General features: G+C 66.0%; 14 protein-coding genes. 7 read left to right on the top strand and 7 right to left on the bottom strand.

Going from position 1 to position 16334, the window contains the following annotated elements; all coding sequences use genetic code 11:
• Positions 1–11 precede the first annotated feature (11 nt).
• The 4 genes from CFB41_RS00385 to mnmC form a co-directional block, all read right to left on the bottom strand.
• Positions 12–650: a MarR family winged helix-turn-helix transcriptional regulator gene (locus tag CFB41_RS00385; protein ID WP_027788730.1), complete on the bottom strand. Its 639-nt coding sequence runs from the start codon at positions 648–650 to the stop codon at positions 12–14.
• A 508-nt stretch (positions 651–1158) separates the two neighbouring features.
• Complete coding sequence (locus tag CFB41_RS00380; protein WP_006490006.1) at positions 1159–2274, bottom strand: YbdK family carboxylate-amine ligase; 1116 nt, start codon at positions 2272–2274, stop codon at positions 1159–1161.
• Between the two features lie 14 nt (positions 2275–2288).
• Positions 2289–3503, bottom strand: a complete 1215-nt coding sequence (locus CFB41_RS00375; RefSeq protein WP_089438900.1) for a cation:proton antiporter — start codon at positions 3501–3503, stop codon at positions 2289–2291.
• Positions 3504–4175: 672 nt separating this feature from the next.
• Positions 4176–6122 carry a bifunctional tRNA (5-methylaminomethyl-2-thiouridine)(34)-methyltransferase MnmD/FAD-dependent 5-carboxymethylaminomethyl-2-thiouridine(34) oxidoreductase MnmC gene (mnmC, locus tag CFB41_RS00360; protein WP_089455325.1) on the bottom strand — a complete coding sequence of 649 codons (1947 nt, stop codon included), beginning with the start codon at positions 6120–6122 and terminating at the stop codon, positions 4176–4178.
• Positions 6123–6510: 388 nt separating this feature from the next.
• On the opposite strand from mnmC, the gene CFB41_RS00355 reads away from it, so the two are divergent.
• Positions 6511–6789, top strand: a complete 279-nt coding sequence (locus tag CFB41_RS00355) for an HU family DNA-binding protein (RefSeq protein WP_006401505.1) — start codon at positions 6511–6513, stop codon at positions 6787–6789.
• 118 nt (positions 6790–6907) lie between these two features.
• Here the strand turns inward: CFB41_RS00355 and CFB41_RS00350 are convergent, their stop codons facing one another.
• Positions 6908–8221 (bottom strand): GTP-binding protein, encoded by a 1314-nt coding sequence (locus CFB41_RS00350; RefSeq protein WP_089455324.1) that lies wholly within the window; start codon positions 8219–8221, stop codon positions 6908–6910.
• 159 nt (positions 8222–8380) lie between these two features.
• Positions 8381–8830 (bottom strand): lytic transglycosylase domain-containing protein, encoded by a 450-nt coding sequence (locus CFB41_RS00345; RefSeq protein WP_069246751.1) that lies wholly within the window; start codon positions 8828–8830, stop codon positions 8381–8383.
• A gap of 387 nt (positions 8831–9217) precedes the next feature.
• On the opposite strand from CFB41_RS00345, the gene gspD reads away from it, so the two are divergent.
• From gspD to gspF, 3 genes are read left to right on the top strand one after another with little or no spacing between them, the layout of a single operon-like run.
• Positions 9218–11530 (top strand): type II secretion system secretin GspD, encoded by a 2313-nt coding sequence (gene gspD, locus CFB41_RS00340; RefSeq protein WP_089455323.1) that lies wholly within the window; start codon positions 9218–9220, stop codon positions 11528–11530.
• Positions 11527–13026 carry a type II secretion system ATPase GspE gene (gene gspE / locus CFB41_RS00335; protein WP_089438895.1) on the top strand — a complete coding sequence of 500 codons (1500 nt, stop codon included), beginning with the start codon at positions 11527–11529 and terminating at the stop codon, positions 13024–13026. Before gspD ends, gspE begins: the two co-directional genes overlap by 4 nt.
• Positions 13027–13030: 4 nt before the next feature.
• Entirely contained in the window at positions 13031–14248 is a 1218-nt protein-coding gene (gene gspF, locus CFB41_RS00330; RefSeq protein WP_069246748.1) for a type II secretion system inner membrane protein GspF, read from the top strand.
• Between the two features lie 35 nt (positions 14249–14283).
• Here gspF and CFB41_RS00325 read toward each other — a convergent pair whose 3' ends face one another.
• The gene (locus tag CFB41_RS00325) at positions 14284–14694 is read right to left on the bottom strand and encodes a general secretion pathway protein GspC (RefSeq protein WP_089455322.1); all 411 of its coding nucleotides are present in this window, start codon (positions 14692–14694) and stop codon (positions 14284–14286) included.
• Positions 14695–14869: 175 nt separating this feature from the next.
• On the opposite strand from CFB41_RS00325, the gene gspG reads away from it, so the two are divergent.
• The 3 genes from gspG to gspI are packed head-to-tail and all read left to right on the top strand — an operon-like array spanning position 14870 to position 16334.
• A complete protein-coding gene (gspG, locus tag CFB41_RS00320; protein WP_011350483.1) occupies positions 14870–15322 on the top strand; it encodes a type II secretion system major pseudopilin GspG in 453 nt (150 codons plus the stop codon).
• Positions 15323–15360: 38 nt separating this feature from the next.
• Positions 15361–15930 (top strand): GspH/FimT family pseudopilin, encoded by a 570-nt coding sequence (locus CFB41_RS00315; RefSeq protein WP_089455321.1) that lies wholly within the window; start codon positions 15361–15363, stop codon positions 15928–15930.
• On the top strand, positions 15927–16334 hold the full coding sequence (gene gspI / locus CFB41_RS00310; RefSeq protein WP_373558606.1) for a type II secretion system minor pseudopilin GspI: 408 nt from the start codon (positions 15927–15929) through the stop codon (positions 16332–16334). Before CFB41_RS00315 ends, gspI begins: the two co-directional genes overlap by 4 nt.

Here is a 16334-nt window from a genome sequence, read left to right as displayed (position 1 = left end):
ATCGACGGACGTCAGCCGGCGAAAATCTTCCAGGTCTTCTTCTGCGTTGCCGCGTCGGCCTCTTCCTGCACCGAGCAGTCGAGACGCAGATCGCTGTCGGACATCGAGATGTCGAGCGCCGCGCAGTGATGCACGGTCTTCTTCGACAGCTTGCCCGGCTGGAAGTGAGCGCACGTCAGGCACATGCGCTGCGGCGGCGTCGCACCGGCCACCTGCAGTTCGCGCAGCGTCTTCAGCAGCGCGCGATACAGTGCGCCCTGCTCGTCCGCGCCGAGCTTGCCGACCGCTTTCGTCAGGAATTCAGGCCATTGCAGCGCCTTCTTCGCGGCCGTCCGGCCACGAGCCGACAGGCGCACGGCCAGTGCGCGGCCGTCGTCCAGCGCACGGCGCTTCTCGACGAGACCCTTCGTTTCGAGCGTGCTCACCGCATCGCTCGTGGTCGCCGCGGTCAGCTGCGTCTCGCGCGCGATCTCGCCGAGCCGCATCGGGCCCTTGCGCTGCAGCAGCAGCACGAGAATCTCGCCCTGCGTCGGCGTGAGGCCTGCGCCTTCCGCCCAATCCCATGCCTGGCTCCGCATGGCCGTACTCAACCGCAGCAGGCTGTGGGTCACACGTCCCGAAGCCTGATTCCCGTAAACGCCTTCGCTCATAGTCTTTTCGCTTTGCCGCCGCCCGGTTTGCCGAGCAGCCGTAGTGTGGAGATCGAATGTCTATCTCAAAACAGACATGCTCTTGCGAGTATGTCAGCACGGCCGTCGCGAGGGCACACGCGGCGGTCGCGTTCGCGGCGACCGGTAAGACACTCGACGTTCCGGTGTCCGCAAAGCCGACATTCTAAGCGAGAGCGGAAAATCGCACAGCTAAGTTATCCCCTTCATTCTGTGGAAAATCACTGGATAACCAGAATTTTTCGTTGTGCCAGCAATGTCGAACGACCGCCAAGCGGTGCGCCGGGGCATTTTCCTGTTCGGATCGGCCATCGGGTCAACCGCAATGATCCACCGGGTTATCCCGTGCACAGATCGTTGACTTTGCAGCGGAATATCAGGTTATCCACAGATTTTCAGGACAACCGGCAACGATTTCGGCGGCAATCGGGGCCGCCGGCCGTTCAGTGAATCGCGACTCGGTCGACCCCGTAATCTGCAAAACATTTTTTCACTCGCGCCAACGTAAGCACTGCTGGCGGACCGTCTCATTGAGCGATTTTTCCTGTTTGAAAACGGTTCTCAACCACGATGCGTCGTTCACGCGCGCCTTCGCGAGCGCGCCGATCTCGTCGAGCGCCGCGCGCGAACCGAGCGCGGCCGCATGCGGCGCGATCCGGTCGAGCGTGTCGAGGATGTCTTCGGCGATCGTGCGGCGCTCACCCGTCTGAGGATTCACGCAGGTGCCCTCGAGCCCGAAGCGGCACGCCTCGAAACGGTTGAACGTGTACACGAGGTAGTCGTCCTCGGACAGCTTCAGCGGCCGGTCGGTCAGCAGGTAGCGCGCGAGCGTCTGGATGTAGCAGGCGATCGCCGCCGCGCGGTCGACCGACAGCGGCGTGTCCATCACGCGCACCTCGATCGTCCCGTAGCCGGGCTTCGGCCGGATGTCCCAGTAGAAGTCCTTCATCGAGTTGACGACGCCGGTGTTCACCATCTTCGTGAAGTACTCCTCGAAGCTGTCCCAGGTCAGCACGAACGGCGCGCGGCCCGACAGCGGGAACGCGAACACCGAATTCAGGCGTGCCGAATGGAAGCCGGTGTCGACGTTCTGCACGAACGGCGACGACGCGGACAGCGCGATGAAGTGCGGAATGAAGCGCGACATCGAGTGCAGCAGGAACAGCGCGCTGTCGGGATCGGGGCAGCCGATGTGCACGTGCTGGCCGAACACGGTGAACTGCTTGGCGAGATAGCCGTACAGCTCGGAGATGTACTGGAAGCGCGGCGCATCGTAGATCTGCCGGTCGCTCCATTGCTGGAACGCATGCGTGCCGCCGCCGGCCAGCCCGACGTTGAGCTGGTCGGCCGCCTTCACGAGCACGTCGCGGATCGCATGCAGCTCGCTCACCGCCTGCTCGTGCGAATGGCAGATGCCGGTCGACAGCTCGATCATGCTCTCGGTGATTTCCGGCGTGATGTTGCCCGGGAAGGTCTCGCCCTGGATCAGGCGCATCAGGTCGGAGGCCGCTTTGGTCAGGTCGTAGTTGTGCGTGTTGACGACCTGGATCTCCAGTTCGACGCCGAACGTGAACGGCTCGGAATTGACGAAGGTTTCGAGTGCCATGGCAGGTTCCGGAATCAGTTGCCGTCGCTGCGTTCACCGACCGCCGACAGGCAGCGGTACACGATGAACGGGCTGACGAGCTGCAGGATCACGATCGTGCACATCACGATCGCGCGCAGGTGCGGGTCGAAATTCGGATAGAGCTGGTAGGTGTCGTCGACGAGCAGGTACGACAGCGCGGACATCGGCGTAAGCGCGATGCCGAGCGCGACGCCCTGCTTCATGCCGATGCCGCTCGGCTTCGCGAACGCGACGACGCCGGCCAGCTTCGCGACGAGCCGCGTGACGATCAGCACGATCGCGAGCAGCCCGCCGAGCGCGATGTCACCCCACGTGAACGACGTGAGCGTGAGCACGAACAGCGTCACCGTCAGCAGCCAGCCGGCCGTGCCGAAGTGCTCGGGCCACAGTTGCGGGCGCGCCTCGAGGTTCTTCACGATGATGCCGGCGAGCAGCAGCGTGAGCAGTGTCGACAGCTTCAGCGCCTGGGCGACGGCGATCGCGAGCATCACGAGCCCGAACAACGCGACGAACGAATGCTCGTCGCGCATCGTCGCGGTCATGTGGCGGAACAGGTAGTTGCACGAACGCGCGACGACATACGCGACGATGAACGACCCCGCGAGCAGGTAGAGCGGCTGCAGGATCGTCGCGAAAACGTTGCCGTACGCTTCCTGGTGGAGCCAGCTCGTCACGAGCTTGGTCAGCACGATCGCATAGACGCTGTTGAGCGCGGTGAGCGTGATGAGGCGTTGCGACACCTGCCCTTCCGCGCGCAGTTCGGTCTTCAGCTGGATCACCATCGACGGCGACGTCGCGATCGCGATCGCCGACAACACCAACGCAACCATCCCCGACACCCCGAGCGCGAGCATCACGAACAGCACCAGCACGAACGTCAGCGTGGCTTCGGCGAGGCTCGACGCGATGAGCCACGGATTGCGCCGGATCCAGCGCAGGTCGAGACGGCTGCCGAGCTCGAACAGCAAGAGGCCGAGCGCGACGTCGATCAGCAACCGGGAGGTTTCGTCGGTGCTGGCATCGATCACGCCGAAGCCGAACGACCCGGCGATGAGACCGATCACCGCATAGCCGGTGATGCGAGGCAGACGCCATGCGCGATAGCAAAGCTCGCCACACAGGCCGGCCGCGAACAACGCGAGTCCGGCCCAGAACACGGCATCCGGCGTGAGCGGCCAGTTGGGCAGGAATGAGAACGCCGACTTCATCGTGGTGACTTCTCCTTTGGAAGCGACCGCCAGCGACGCGGGGTCAAGCGTCAGAAATGGAATGCGCGCCGGCTGGGTATCGCCCCGAATGTGATTGTTGTGTCGACGACGGCGGGACATGGGATCCGCCTTTTCCACCACAGGGCGGAAAGTCGTTCAGGTTGCCGATCTGGATTGTCGGCCTGGTGTGTGAACGGACTGCGCAGTCTCGAAGATTCAGATTCGAAATCGTGCCGACCGTTCCATTGAAGCATGTCCGGCGCCTGGCCGGATGAACGCGAAGGAAACCGATTGTGCCACAGCTTTTTCGGTCTGGAACCCATTGAATCGACTCGCGGCGCTGTGCGGCACCACAGGTCTTTAGTTTCAAAGGTTTACTTGTATATATACGTAGTAGAAGTTAACAAAGGACGCACAGTTCTGTGGATAACTTCGGTTTACGTCGACAGATCAAGGTGTTGCAGAACCCATAACCCGTTGCACAGACTGTTCGTGCACAGAGGTTTGAGTTGAGCAACTTTGGGGCCGCCTCACAGCTGTGCCGAGTTGCCCAGTTTACGTCCACTGTGATTACACACGAAGTGCGCGCGGATTTCGCGCGGTTATCCACAGCGTCGAGTGGATAACCTTGCGCGAAAAAGTCGGGAACCTGTGAGCGACTCGGGTGAGCGGTCAGCCGGCCTGGCCGACGCGGCGCGCGCGCAACGCGCGGATCAGGAAGCGTGCGGGGTCGACGGCATCGGCAAGTTCGCGCTCGAGCGGCCAAGGCTCGCCTTCGAGTTGCGACGCGATCAGTTCCGCGCCGAGCGCCGCCCATACGAGGCCGCGCGAGCCGAACCCGAATGCGCCGTAGAGCCCGGGCATGCGCGGCAGGTCGCGCGCCTGCGCACCGCTCAGCGCGCGGGCATGGGCGACGGCGCCTGCTTCGTCCGCGAGCGGGCCGAGCAGCGGCAGGCGGTCGCCGACGACCCAGCGGAACGCAACGCGGCCGCGCAGTGTGGCGGCGTCCGGCAGGTCGCCGATCAGGCCCGGTAGCAGATGCCGGACGCGCTCGATGTTTTCGAGGTGGCCGGCTTCACGCATCGCGGGATCGACGTCGTCGGGTTCGAAGGTCGCGCCGATCAGCAGCGTGCCGTCGTCGAGCGGCACCGCGTAACCGTTGCCGATCGTCGGGCACGGCAGCGGTGCGGTGCTGCCGGCCGGCAGCAACGTGAGCTGGCCGCGCACCGGTTGCAGCGCGACATATTGCAGCCCGGCAAGACGCGCGGCGTCGCCGGCATTCGCGAGCACGACGACGGGCGCTTCGGCCAGCGTGCCGCCCGCATCGTCGAGGGCATGCCACGCGTCGCCCCGCCGTTCGAGCTTGGCAACGCGGGTGGACGCGAGCAGGCGTACGCGCTCGCCGGCCGCCGCATATTGGGCCGCGCACAGCCCGGCCGGCCAGACGGCGCCGCCGTGCGGAAACAGCAGGCCGCCCTGCGCGACCGGCAGGTTCAGATGCGCGCGCGCGGCCTGGACGTCGAGCAGCGAGACATAGTCGGACGGCGCACCGAACGCATCGAATGCGTCGCGCATCCGTTCGAAGTCGCCAGCCGATTCGGCGAGATGGATCATCCCGCGCGTGCTGCGCGCGAATGCGTGGCCCGCGCGTTCGAGTGCCTGCCAGCGTGCGATCGCGTGCAGGAAGCCGCCGCGCGTGAGCCGGCTCGCGACGTTGTCGTCGCGTGTCATCAGCGGATGGAATACGCCGGCCGGATTGCCCGACGCGTCGCTCGCGATCCGCTCGTGCCGCTCGATCAGCGTGACGTCCCAGCCGCGCGCGGCCAGACGTTCGACGACCGCGCAGCCCCCCAGCCCCGCGCCGATCACGATCGCACGGCGTGTCGCAACGGGCAGTGGGAGCGGCGGCTCGTGCCGGCGCGCGCGCCAGCGCGGCGCATATTCGCCGACGAGCAGATCGTCGACCTCGCGATACGTGAAACCCGATGTGTCGAGCGCGTGTTTCAACGCGTCCGAACGCGCATGCGCTGCAAAGGTGGCGTGTTCGCCGGCGATTTTCGAGAGCGTGCGGACCACGTCGACCGATCGGAGATCCGCGTCGTTCGATGCCGCGAAGCGGTCGAGACAAAACGCATCGGCGCGCGCGACGATCTTCCCCAGCATGTCGATCGCATCGCCGAACGCAAGCGTGAGCACCACGCGCCCTTCATCGAATTCGAGCCGATGAAGGCCCGGTACGCGCATCGGCCACGCGTCTGCTAGTGCATCGACATCCGCCGATATGGTTGTGTCCGCAACAATATGGGAAGCTGCACGGCGCAGGTCGTCGCGTGAAAACGGATGCGGTTCGACTGCGACGAAATGCAGCCGCTCGCAGCGCGCGGGATCGTCGCGCCAGGCGGCCCAGGCCGCGAGAAAGCTGCCGCCCGCGCCGAATCCGGTCGCCACGATCGTGAACGTGCGGCGGCCCTGCCAGCGCGCCGGCAGCCCGTTGCCCGCGACGAACACGCGATGCGCGAGCGCGCCGGATGCGCCGCGATGGAGATCGCCGAACTCGGGCGAGACGAGCGTGCCGTCGTCGCGAAGCGCGAGCGTGGCGGGAACAAGTCGGTCGGTCATGCGAAACAAAAAGCGTGGCAGCCAAGCCTGGCAAGGGATTGCGCCGGGCCGTCCGACCGGTCGTTGGAAAAAGCCAACGGCGCGGCGCACGGGCGGACCGCGCTGCGTATCCTGTCCGGTTGGCGCTGGTCAAAAAACGGGCAGTCGATGATTCATTCGGCGAAATACCGATGAAAATCTTTGAAACCCTTGTCGTTATTGGGTTTGCGCTGCGCTATCATAGCAACGCCGTACCGCGGGGTGGCCACCGGCTCACCGGAGGGCGCGTCGCGCGGGCCAGGATTCGGCGCTGTGTCGTCGGAGTCTGACTCTCGACGGCACGGTTCGCGCACGTATAATCGGCGCGTTCGCGCTGTTCGTGTCAACCTAACCTGATAAAGGAACCTTAATGAACAAACAGGAACTGATCGACGCCGTCGCCGCCCAAACGGGCGCCAGCAAGGCTCAAACCGGCGAAACGCTGGACACGCTGCTCGAAGTCATCAAGAAGGCCGTGTCGAAGGGTGATGCGGTTCAGCTGATCGGCTTCGGCAGCTTCGGTTCGGGCAAGCGCGCAGCACGTACGGGCCGCAACCCGAAGACCGGCGAAACCATCAAGATCCCGGCAGCCAAGACGGTCAAGTTCACGGCTGGCAAGGCGTTCAAGGACGCCGTCAACAAGCGTTAAACCAGCGCCTGTTCCAAGAAAAACCCGCCTTTCGGCGGGTTTTTTGTTGGGCGCGCGCAGCATTTTCGCCACAGTCCGCGCCCCTCTTGCAAGATTTAACGGTTCTTTTTACAACGCGTTACGCGTGCACGATCTGCGTGTCGCCGTGATCGTCGTCGTCGTGCGAATCGATATCCCATGCCGGGAACGGATCGTCGAACGCGTGCCATCCGGCCGCGCCGAGCGCGAATTCCGCATCGGTCAGCAGGCACGCATCGAGCTTCGCGCGCCAGGCCTCCGCGTCGAGCGCGATGCCGATCAGCACGAGTTCCTGCCGGCGGTCGCCTACTGCGCGATCATCGATGTCGCCGTGCCATTCGGCGCGGATTTCACCGAGCAGCTCGTCGTCGTCCGGCCATTCGGCACGATCCTGCGCCGCCCACCACAGCCCCGCCGGGCCATGCCGGCATACGCCGCCCGCCTGCGACAGCGAACCCGCGATGTCGTTGCGCGTCGCGAGCCAGAAGAAACCCTTGCTGCGCAGCACGCCCGGCCACTCCTGATGCAGCAGCGCCCAGAGTCGCGCCGGATGAAACGGCCGGCGCGCGCGGTAAACAAAATTGCCGATCCCGAATTCGTCGGCTTCGCCGTGCACGTGCGCATGATGTTCGTCATGGCAGTCGGGGTCGTCGCAATGCGTGCGATCGTGATCGAGCGACGCGAGCCAGCCCGGTGCGTTCGCGGCCTCGTCGAAATCGAAGCGGCCCGTGTTCAGCACTTCGTCGAGCGGCACGTTGCCGAACGTCGACACGACCTGGTGCGCGCGCGGGTTGAGTCGCGCGAGGATGTGCTGCAGGCGGGCAAGGTCGTCCGCGGCGACGAGGTCGGCCTTGTTGATCACCAGCACGTCGCAGAATTCGATCTGCTCGATCAGCAGCTCGACGAGCGTGCGGTCGTCCTCTTCCGACGCGGCGATGCCGCGCGTCGCGAGCGCATCGTCCGAGCCGTAGTCGCGCAGGAAGTTGTACGCGTCGACCACGGTGACGAGCGTGTCGAGCCGCGCGATGGTCGACAGCGACGTGCCGTCATCGTCGACGAACGTGAAGGTTTCGGCGATCGGCATCGGCTCGGCGATGCCGGTCGATTCGATCATGATCGCGTCGAAGCGGCCTTCGGACGCGAGCGTGCGGATCTCGACGAGCAGGTCGTCGCGCAGCGTGCAGCAGATGCAGCCGTTCGACATCTCGACGAGGCGTTCCTCGACGTGCGACAGCGCCTGCGCGTCGCGCACGAGCGACGCATCGATGTTGACCGCCGCGAGATCGTTGACGATCACGGCGACTTTCAGGCCCGCGCGGTTCGCGAGGATGTGATTGAGCAGCGTGGTCTTGCCGGCGCCGAGGAAGCCGGACAGCACGGTGACGGGCAACGGCTGGTTCATTGCCGGATTCATAGCGATATGCACCAACGGAAAAATTGAAAAAGCGGCCGCGATGCCCTTCCGGGGCGCGATCGTCCCGCGGACGGGCGAAATTGCGGCGTGAGATCCGCATTGTGCATCAAACGCGCGCCGGCCGGCCGGTACGGCATCCGGCCGCGCTGCGCCGCGGCGTCACTGCACGGGCGGCAGCAGCTTCCACTGCGTCAGGATGCCGGCGATCTGCCGTGCATACTTGTCGCGCAGCGACGGGGTTTCCGAATGATAGGCGCCGACCGCCTGCCACGTGTTGCCGTAACGGTTCATCTTCTGCTTGAGATGCCACGCGGCGATATAGACGTTCTTGCACGGCTCCATCAGCGTGTCGCGGCCGATTCCATAGCGCGACAGCGTCGGCAGGTGGATCGAATTGATCTGCATCAGGCCGTAGTCGACCGAGCCGTTCGTGTTCTTGTTCAGCGCGCCGGGCCGGTTGCGCGACTCTTGCCACGCAATCGCGCGCAGGATCAGCGGATTGACCTGCTGATATTTAGCGGCCTCGTCGAAACAGTCCGCGCGAGCGTTCGCGCTGGCGAAATACCCGCCGGCGGCGATCAACACGATCGAAACGAACCGTCTGTTCATGGTGCGAAATCGACAAGAAATTGCGTGAGGGTCGGGAAAACCCGTGCCTGTTATTCGTGCGACGAGAATCGTGCCGCCCGTATCATACCGACAGTCCGTCAGCTTGCGACAGTCAGGAATACGGCCGCCCGGTTATACCGCACTTCCGTGTCGGTTCATCTTGAAACGGGGGCGATGGCCGCTCGCCGAAAACAATGCCGAATCTTACAGATTGCATACGGTTCGCCGGACACATGTCGTATGTGAGACAGTCCTCGGATCAATGTGATATTTCGGACATGAAAAACTGCTAATGTCGCCTCTTTCGGACTTGGATCCCAGCACTACCGCCGGAAGTGGCCTGAGCCGGCATCGACCCATTCATCCATGACAAGAAATCGCTTCGTTATGCGGCGTGTCGCCACGACCTTGATCGTCGCCGGCATCATCGTCTCGCAGGCCGCCTACGCTCAGGTCACGCTCAACTTCGTGAACGCGGATATCGACCAGGTCGCCAAGGCGATCGGCGCCGCAACCAACAAGACCATCATCGTCGACCCGCGTGTGAAGGGGCAGCTCAACCTCGTGGCCGAACGGCCGGTGCCGGAAGACCAGGCGCTGAAGACGCTGCAGTCGGCGCTGCGCATGCAGGGCTTCGCACTCGTGCAGGATCACGGCGTGCTGAAGGTCGTGCCCGAGGCCGACGCGAAGCTGCAGGGCGTGCCGACCTACGTCGGCAATGCGCCGCAGGCGCGCGGCGACCAGGTGATCACGCAGGTGTTCGAGCTGCACAACGAATCGGCGAACAACCTGCTGCCCGTGCTGCGGCCGCTGATCTCGCCGAACAACACGGTCACCGCCTATCCGGCGAACAACACGATCGTCGTGACCGACTACGCGGACAACGTGCGGCGCATCGCGCAGATCATCGCCGGCGTGGACAGCGCCGCGGGCGCGCAGGTGCAGGTCGTTGCGCTGCGCAACGCGAACGCGATCGACCTTGCCGCGCAGCTGCAGAAAATGCTCGACCCGGGCGCGATCGGCAACAGCGACGCGACGCTGAAGGTGTCGGTCACGGCCGACCCGCGGACCAACTCGCTGATGCTGCGCGCGTCGAGCGCGTCGCGCCTCGCGGCCGCGAAGCGCCTCGTGCAGCAGCTCGATGCGCCGAGCGCGGTGCCCGGCAACATGCACGTCGTGCCGCTGCGCAACGCCGATGCGGTGAAGCTCGCGAAGACGCTGCGCGGGATGCTCGGCAAGGGCAGCGGCAGCGACAGCGGCTCGTCGGCGTCGTCCAACGATGCGAACAGCTTCAACCAGAACGGCGGCTCGTCGTCGAGCGGCAACTTCTCGACCGGTACCTCCGGCACGCCGCCGCTGCCGTCGGGCGGCCTCGGCGGCTCGTCGTCCTCGTATGGCAGTGGCGCTTCGGGCAGCGGCAGCCTCGGCAATGCCGGCCTGCTCGGCGGCGACAAGGACAAGAGCGGTGACGACAACCAGCCGGGCGGGATGATCCAGGCCGACGCGGCGACCAACTCGCTGATCATCACCGCGTCCGATCCGGTCTACCGGAACCTGCGCTCGGTGATCGACCAGCTCGACCGGCGCCGCGCGCAGGTCTACATCGAGGCGCTGATCGTCGAGTTGAACTCGACGACGGCTGGCCAGCTCGGGATCCAGTGGCAGGTCGCGAGCGGCGCGCTCCTCGCCGGCACGAACCTCGCGGCCACCGCCGGCACCGTGGCCGGCAACAGCATCATCAACCTGACGACGGGCACCGCGGGCAGCACCGCGATCGGGCTGCCGGGGAACCTCGCGAATCTGAACCAGGGCCTCAACATCGGCTGGTTGCACAACATGTTCGGTGTGCAGGGGCTCGGTGCACTGCTGCAGTACTTCGCGGGCGTGAGCGACGCGAACGTGCTGTCGACGCCGAACCTGATCACGCTCGACAACGAGGAAGCGAAGATCGTCGTCGGCGAGAACGTGCCGATTCCGACCGGTTCGTATTCGAACCTGACGAGCGGCACGACGAGCAACGCGTTCAACACCTACGATCGCCGCGACGTCGGCCTCACGCTGCACGTGAAACCGCAGATCACCGACGGCGGGATCCTGAAGCTGCAGTTGTATACCGAGGATTCCGCGGTCGACACCGCGACGTCGAATGCGCAGACGGGCCCGTCGTTCACGAAGCGCTCGATCCAGTCGACGATCCTCGCCGACAACGGCGAAGTCATCGTGCTCGGCGGCCTGATGCAGGACGCGTACAACGTGTCCAACAGCAAGGTGCCGCTGCTGGGTGACATCCCGTGGATCGGCCAGCTGTTCCGCTCCGAAAGCAAGCAGCGCAAGAAGACCAACCTGATGGTGTTCCTGCGCCCGGTGATCATCGCCGATCGCGGCACCGCGCAGGAAGTCACGGCCAACCGCTACGACTACATCCAGGGCGTGACGGGCGCGTACAAGTCGGACAACAACGTGATCCGCGACAAGGACGATCCGGTCGTCCCGCCGATGCCGATCGGCCCGAGCCAGGGCGGCACGGCCGCGGGCAACCTGTTCGATCTCGACAAGATGCGTCGCCAGCAACTGCAGCGCCAGGTCGCGCCGGTGCCGGCCCAGCCGTTGCCGGAAGCGACGCCCGCGCAGCCGCAGAGCGTGCCGCAGCAGGCCGTGCCGCAACAGCCGCTGACGGCCACGCCGGGAGCGTCGCAGTGAGCGACGTGCACGCCTCTTCCACCCACGACGGCGCGCCGGGCGAACGGCAGCCGCCGTCGCCGCTCGCCGCGCGACTGTTGCCGTACGGCTTCGCGAAGAGCGGCCAGGTGCTGATCGCGCACCAGCTCGACGACACGCTCGAGGTGTGGATCAGCGAACGCACGAGTGACGCCGCGCTCGCGGAAATCGCGCGCAACTTCGGCTCGATCGCCGTGCATCGCGTGCCGGCCGACGAGCTCGCGCAGGCGATCAACCATGCGTACGCACGCCAGGACGGCAGCGCCGCGCAGGTGGTCGGCGAAGTCGAGGGCGAAGTCGACCTGTCGCGGCTGATGCAGGACATCCCCGAAGTCGAGGATCTGCTCGAATCGGAAGACGACGCGCCGATCATCCGGATGATCAACGCGCTGCTCACGCAAGCGGCACGCGAACAGGCGTCGGACATCCACATCGAGCCGTTCGAGAACGCGTCGGTCGTGCGCTTTCGCGTCGACGGCACGCTGCGCGACGTCGTGCGGCCGAAGAAGGCCCTGCACGGCGCGCTGATCTCGCGGATCAAGATCATGGCGCAGCTCGACATCGCCGAGAAGCGCCTGCCGCAGGACGGCCGCATCACGCTGCGCGTCGGCGGCCGGCCGGTCGACGTGCGGGTGTCGACGCTGCCGACCGGGCACGGCGAGCGCGCGGTGCTGCGTCTGCTGGAAAAGGATGCGCAGCGCCTGAACCTCGAGGCGCTCGGGATGGGCCGCGACACGCTCGTGCAGTTCGACAAGCTGATCGCGCGCCCACACGGCATCGTGCTCGTCACGGGCCCGACGGGTTCGGGCAAGACGACCACGCTGTATGCGTCGATGTCGCGGCTCGAAACCGCGACGACGAACATCATGACCGTCGAGGACCCGATCGAATACGACCTCGGCGGCATCGGCCAGACGCAGGTGAACGAGCGGATCGGGATGACCTTTGCCCGTGCGCTGCGCTCGATCCTGCGCCAGGATCCGGACGTGATCATGATCGGCGAAATCCGCGACCTCGAAACCGCGCAGATCGCGGTGCAGGCATCGCTGACGGGCCACCTCGTGCTCGCGACGCTGCACACGAACGATGCGGCCTCGGCCGTCACGCGCCTGACCGACATGGGCGTCGAGCCCTATCTGCTCGCGTCGTCGCTGCTCGGCGTGCTCGCGCAGCGGCTGGTGCGGCAGCTCTGCCCGGTCTGCAAGGAAGAACGCCAGGAAGAAGGCCGCACCGTGTGGCATCCGGTCGGCTGCGACAAGTGCGGGCATTCGGGGTATTCGGGCCGGCGCGGCGTATACGAACTGCTGCTGGTCGACGAGTCGATCCGCTCGCTGATCCACCGCAACGCGGCCGATGCGGAGATTCTCGCCGCCGGTCGGGCGGAAGGGATGCGCACGCTGCGCGACGACGCCGAGCGCTGGCTCGCGTCGGGCGCGACGTCGCTCGAGGAAGTGCTGCGCGTGACGGGAGGCGCATAGCGCGATGCCGGCATTCCGTTTCGAAGCAATCGATTCGGCGGGACGCGCGCAGAAAGGCGTCATCGACGCCGACAGCGCACGCGCCGCGCGCGGCCAGCTGCGTACGCAGGGGCTCACGCCGCTCGTCGTCGAGCCGGCCGCCAGCGCGACGCGCGGGGCGCGATCGCAGCGGCTCGCGTTCGGCCGCAAGCTGTCGCAGCGCGAACAGGCGATCCTCACGCGCCAGCTCGCGAGCCTCTTGATCGCCGGGCTGCCGCTCGACGAGGCGCTCGGCGTGCTGACCGAGCAGGCCGAGCGCGACTACATCCGCGAACTGATGGCCGCGATCCGCGCCGAGGTGCTCGGCGGCCATTCGCTCGCGAATGCGCTGGGCCAGCATCCGCGCGACTTCCCGGAAATCTATCGTGCACTCGTTGCCGCGGGCGAGCACACCGGCAAGCTCGGCATCGTGCTGTCGCGCCTGGCCGACTACATCGAGCAGAGCAACGCGCTGAAGCAGAAGATCCTGCTCGCGTTCACGTATCCGGGGATCGTCACGCTGATCGCCTTCGGCATCGTCACGTTCCTGCTGAGCTACGTCGTGCCGCAGGTCGTCAACGTGTTCGCGAGCACGAAGCAGCAGCTGCCCGTGCTGACGATCGTGATGATGGCGCTGTCGGATTTCGTGCGGCACTGGTGGTGGGCGATCCTGATCGCCGTCGTGCTCGTCGTGTGGTTCGTGAAGGCGACGCTGTCGCGCGACGGGCCGCGCCTCGCGTTCGACCGCTGGGTGCTCACCGCACCGCTCGCGGGCAAGCTCGTGCGCGGCTACAACACGGTGCGCTTCGCGAGCACGCTCGGCATCCTCACCGCGGCGGGCGTGCCCATCCTGCGCGCGTTGCAGGCGGCCGGCGAGACGCTGTCGAACCGTGCGATGCGCGCGAACATCGACGACGCGATCGTGCGCGTGCGCGAAGGCTCCGCGCTGTCGCGCGCGCTGAACAACGTGAAGACGTTTCCGCCGGTGCTCGTGCACCTGATCCGTTCCGGTGAAGCGACGGGTGACGTGACGACGATGCTGGATCGCGCGGCCGAAGGCGAAGCGCGCGAGCTCGAGCGTCGCACGATGTTCCTGACGAGCCTGCTCGAGCCGCTGCTGATCCTGGCGATGGGGGGCATCGTGCTCGTGATCGTGCTGGCCGTGATGCTGCCGATCATCGAGCTGAACAACATGGTGCAGTGACGGCCTGACCGTTGGTCGGGCCGTCGCCATCGGCTTCAGCGCATGTAGATCGCCGGGGACGGCGTGTTGGCGGGCAGCTGGACTTCGGTGCGGGCGCCGTTGCGCTCGACGATGATCGAGCGGGGGCGGACTTCGGCGAGCTTCGCGCCGGACGTGACGTCCGCGCCGAGCGACACGGCGCGCGGCGGTTCGCCACCGACACCGACGATCGCGGCGCCGCCATGGTCGAGCGCGAGGATGCCGAACAGGTGGATGTCCTGCACGGCATTCTTGTCGAGCTGACCGCCGAAGAGCGCCGCGGCGTCCTCGGTGCGGATCGGCAGCCGCGCGGCGGCGGCGGGCAGCGGCGCTTCACGGGCGGACAGCGTGACGACCCAGTAGGTGGCCGTCGCGCACAAACCCGCGAAGAGGGCTAGGGAGAGGATCCGGATCGAGAGCGCGTTCATGCGCGCTATTGTACGGATGTATATGAAATTTGCGTTGGGTGAAAGCCCTCGGCAATGCGCGCCTTACAATGCGTGCTCCGCGCCCGCGGGTTCGGAAGGTTGCCGTCAGGCAATCGTCCGGTGCGCCGGGCGCGTCACTCAACCCACGACATTTTTTGGAAAGAGGTAGTCAGTCATGCAAACGTGGATCACTCGCCGCAACGCGGCCGTGCGTCGTCAGCGCGGTTTCACGCTGATCGAGATCATGGTGGTGGTCGCGATCCTCGGGATCCTGGCGGCGCTGATCGTGCCGAAGATCATGAGCCGCCCGGACGAGGCACGCCGCATCGCCGCGAAGCAGGACATCGGCACGATCATGCAGGCGCTCAAGCTGTACCGTCTCGACAACGGCCGCTACCCGACTCAGGATCAGGGCCTGAACGCGCTGATCCAGAAGCCGTCCACCGATCCGATCCCGAACAACTGGAAGGACGGCGGCTATCTCGAGCGCCTGCCGAACGATCCGTGGGGTAACGGCTACAAGTACCTGAACCCGGGCGTGCACGGCGAGATCGACGTGTTCAGCTACGGCGCCGACGGCAAGGAAGGCGGCGAAGGCAACGACACCGACATCGGTTCGTGGCAATAAGCGCTCGCTGACCGGCCCGACGCTTCGTTCCCTTCTTCATGCTCGCCACTCGCACGACCTTCCGCTGCGGCCGCGATTGCCGTGTGCGTCGCGGCGCGGCTTCGTCCGCGCCGGTGCGTGCCGACGGCGGGCAAGCGCAGCACGGCGCGCGGCGTCATCGCGCGCGCGGCTTCACGCTGCTCGAAATGCTGGTCGTGCTCGTGATCGCGGGGCTGCTCGTGTCGCTGGCGTCGCTGTCGCTCACGCGCAATCCGCGCACCGACCTGCGCGAGGAAGCGCAGCGCATCGCGCTGCTGTTCGAGACGGCCGGCGACGAAGCGCAGGTGCGTGCCCGGCCGATCGCGTGGCAGCCGACCGCGCACGGCTTCCGTTTCGACGTGAGCTCGCCCGACGGCTGGCGCACGCTGCGCGACGACCTGCTGCGCCCGCGCGACTGGGACGGCGGCGTCACGGGCGCCGACATCGACTATCCGGGGTCGGACACGCATGCGAATCGCGTCGTGTTCGGTACCGAGAGCATCGACACGCCGGTACGCGTGACGCTGCATTCGGCGGTCGGCAGCGCGACGATCGTTAGCACCGGCAACGGCCGCTACGAGGTGCAATGACGATGCGTCGTCGCCTGCCCTCTTCCGTTTCCTCATCGCGCGGTTTCACGATGATCGAGGTGCTGGTCGCACTCGCGATCATCGCGGTCGCGCTCGCCGCGTCGATCCGCGCGGTCGGCACGATGGCGAACAACGCGTCCGATCTTCATCGCCGCCTGCTCGCCGGCTGGAGCGCCGACAACGCGCTCGCGCAGATGCGGCTCACGCACGCGTGGCCGGAGATCGGCGAACAGAGCTTCGACTGCTCGCAAGGCAACGTGCAGCTCGTCTGCACGCAGCGCGTGAGCACCACGCCCAACCCGGTGTTCCGGCGCGTGCGGATTTCGGTGAGCATGCCCGGGCAAACCGGCGTGCTCGCGCAAATGGTGACGGTGGTCGCGAATGAAACCAGCCGTCCGCTCTGA

Origin of the sequence: Burkholderia sp. AU33803 (genome assembly GCF_002223095.1) — a bacterium.
Classification (GTDB): domain Bacteria; phylum Pseudomonadota; class Gammaproteobacteria; order Burkholderiales; family Burkholderiaceae; genus Burkholderia.
Note: the sequence above shows the minus strand (reverse complement) of the source record. Positions and strands in the feature narration are given on the sequence as shown.

Bases quoted from the DNA above. Each gene is read 5' to 3' on its own strand.
- CFB41_RS00385 (WP_027788730.1), bottom strand. From the start codon at position 650: ATGAGCGAAGGCGTTTACGGGAATCAGGCTTCGGGACGTGTGACCCAC.
- CFB41_RS00380 (WP_006490006.1), bottom strand. From the start codon at position 2,274: ATGGCACTCGAAACCTTCGTCAATTCCGAGCCGTTCACGTTCGGCGTC.
- CFB41_RS00375 (WP_089438900.1), bottom strand. From the start codon at position 3,503: ATGAAGTCGGCGTTCTCATTCCTGCCCAACTGGCCGCTCACGCCGGAT.
- mnmC (WP_089455325.1), bottom strand. From the start codon at position 6,122: ATGACCGACCGACTTGTTCCCGCCACGCTCGCGCTTCGCGACGACGGC.
- CFB41_RS00355 (WP_006401505.1), top strand. From the start codon at position 6,511: ATGAACAAACAGGAACTGATCGACGCCGTCGCCGCCCAAACGGGCGCC.
- CFB41_RS00350 (WP_089455324.1), bottom strand. From the start codon at position 8,221: ATGAATCCGGCAATGAACCAGCCGTTGCCCGTCACCGTGCTGTCCGGC.
- CFB41_RS00345 (WP_069246751.1), bottom strand. From the start codon at position 8,830: ATGAACAGACGGTTCGTTTCGATCGTGTTGATCGCCGCCGGCGGGTAT.
- gspD (WP_089455323.1), top strand. From the start codon at position 9,218: ATGCGGCGTGTCGCCACGACCTTGATCGTCGCCGGCATCATCGTCTCG.
- gspF (WP_069246748.1), top strand. From the start codon at position 13,031: ATGCCGGCATTCCGTTTCGAAGCAATCGATTCGGCGGGACGCGCGCAG.
- CFB41_RS00325 (WP_089455322.1), bottom strand. From the start codon at position 14,694: ATGAACGCGCTCTCGATCCGGATCCTCTCCCTAGCCCTCTTCGCGGGT.
- gspG (WP_011350483.1), top strand. From the start codon at position 14,870: ATGCAAACGTGGATCACTCGCCGCAACGCGGCCGTGCGTCGTCAGCGC.
- CFB41_RS00315 (WP_089455321.1), top strand. From the start codon at position 15,361: ATGCTCGCCACTCGCACGACCTTCCGCTGCGGCCGCGATTGCCGTGTG.
- gspI (WP_373558606.1), top strand. From the start codon at position 15,927: ATGACGATGCGTCGTCGCCTGCCCTCTTCCGTTTCCTCATCGCGCGGT.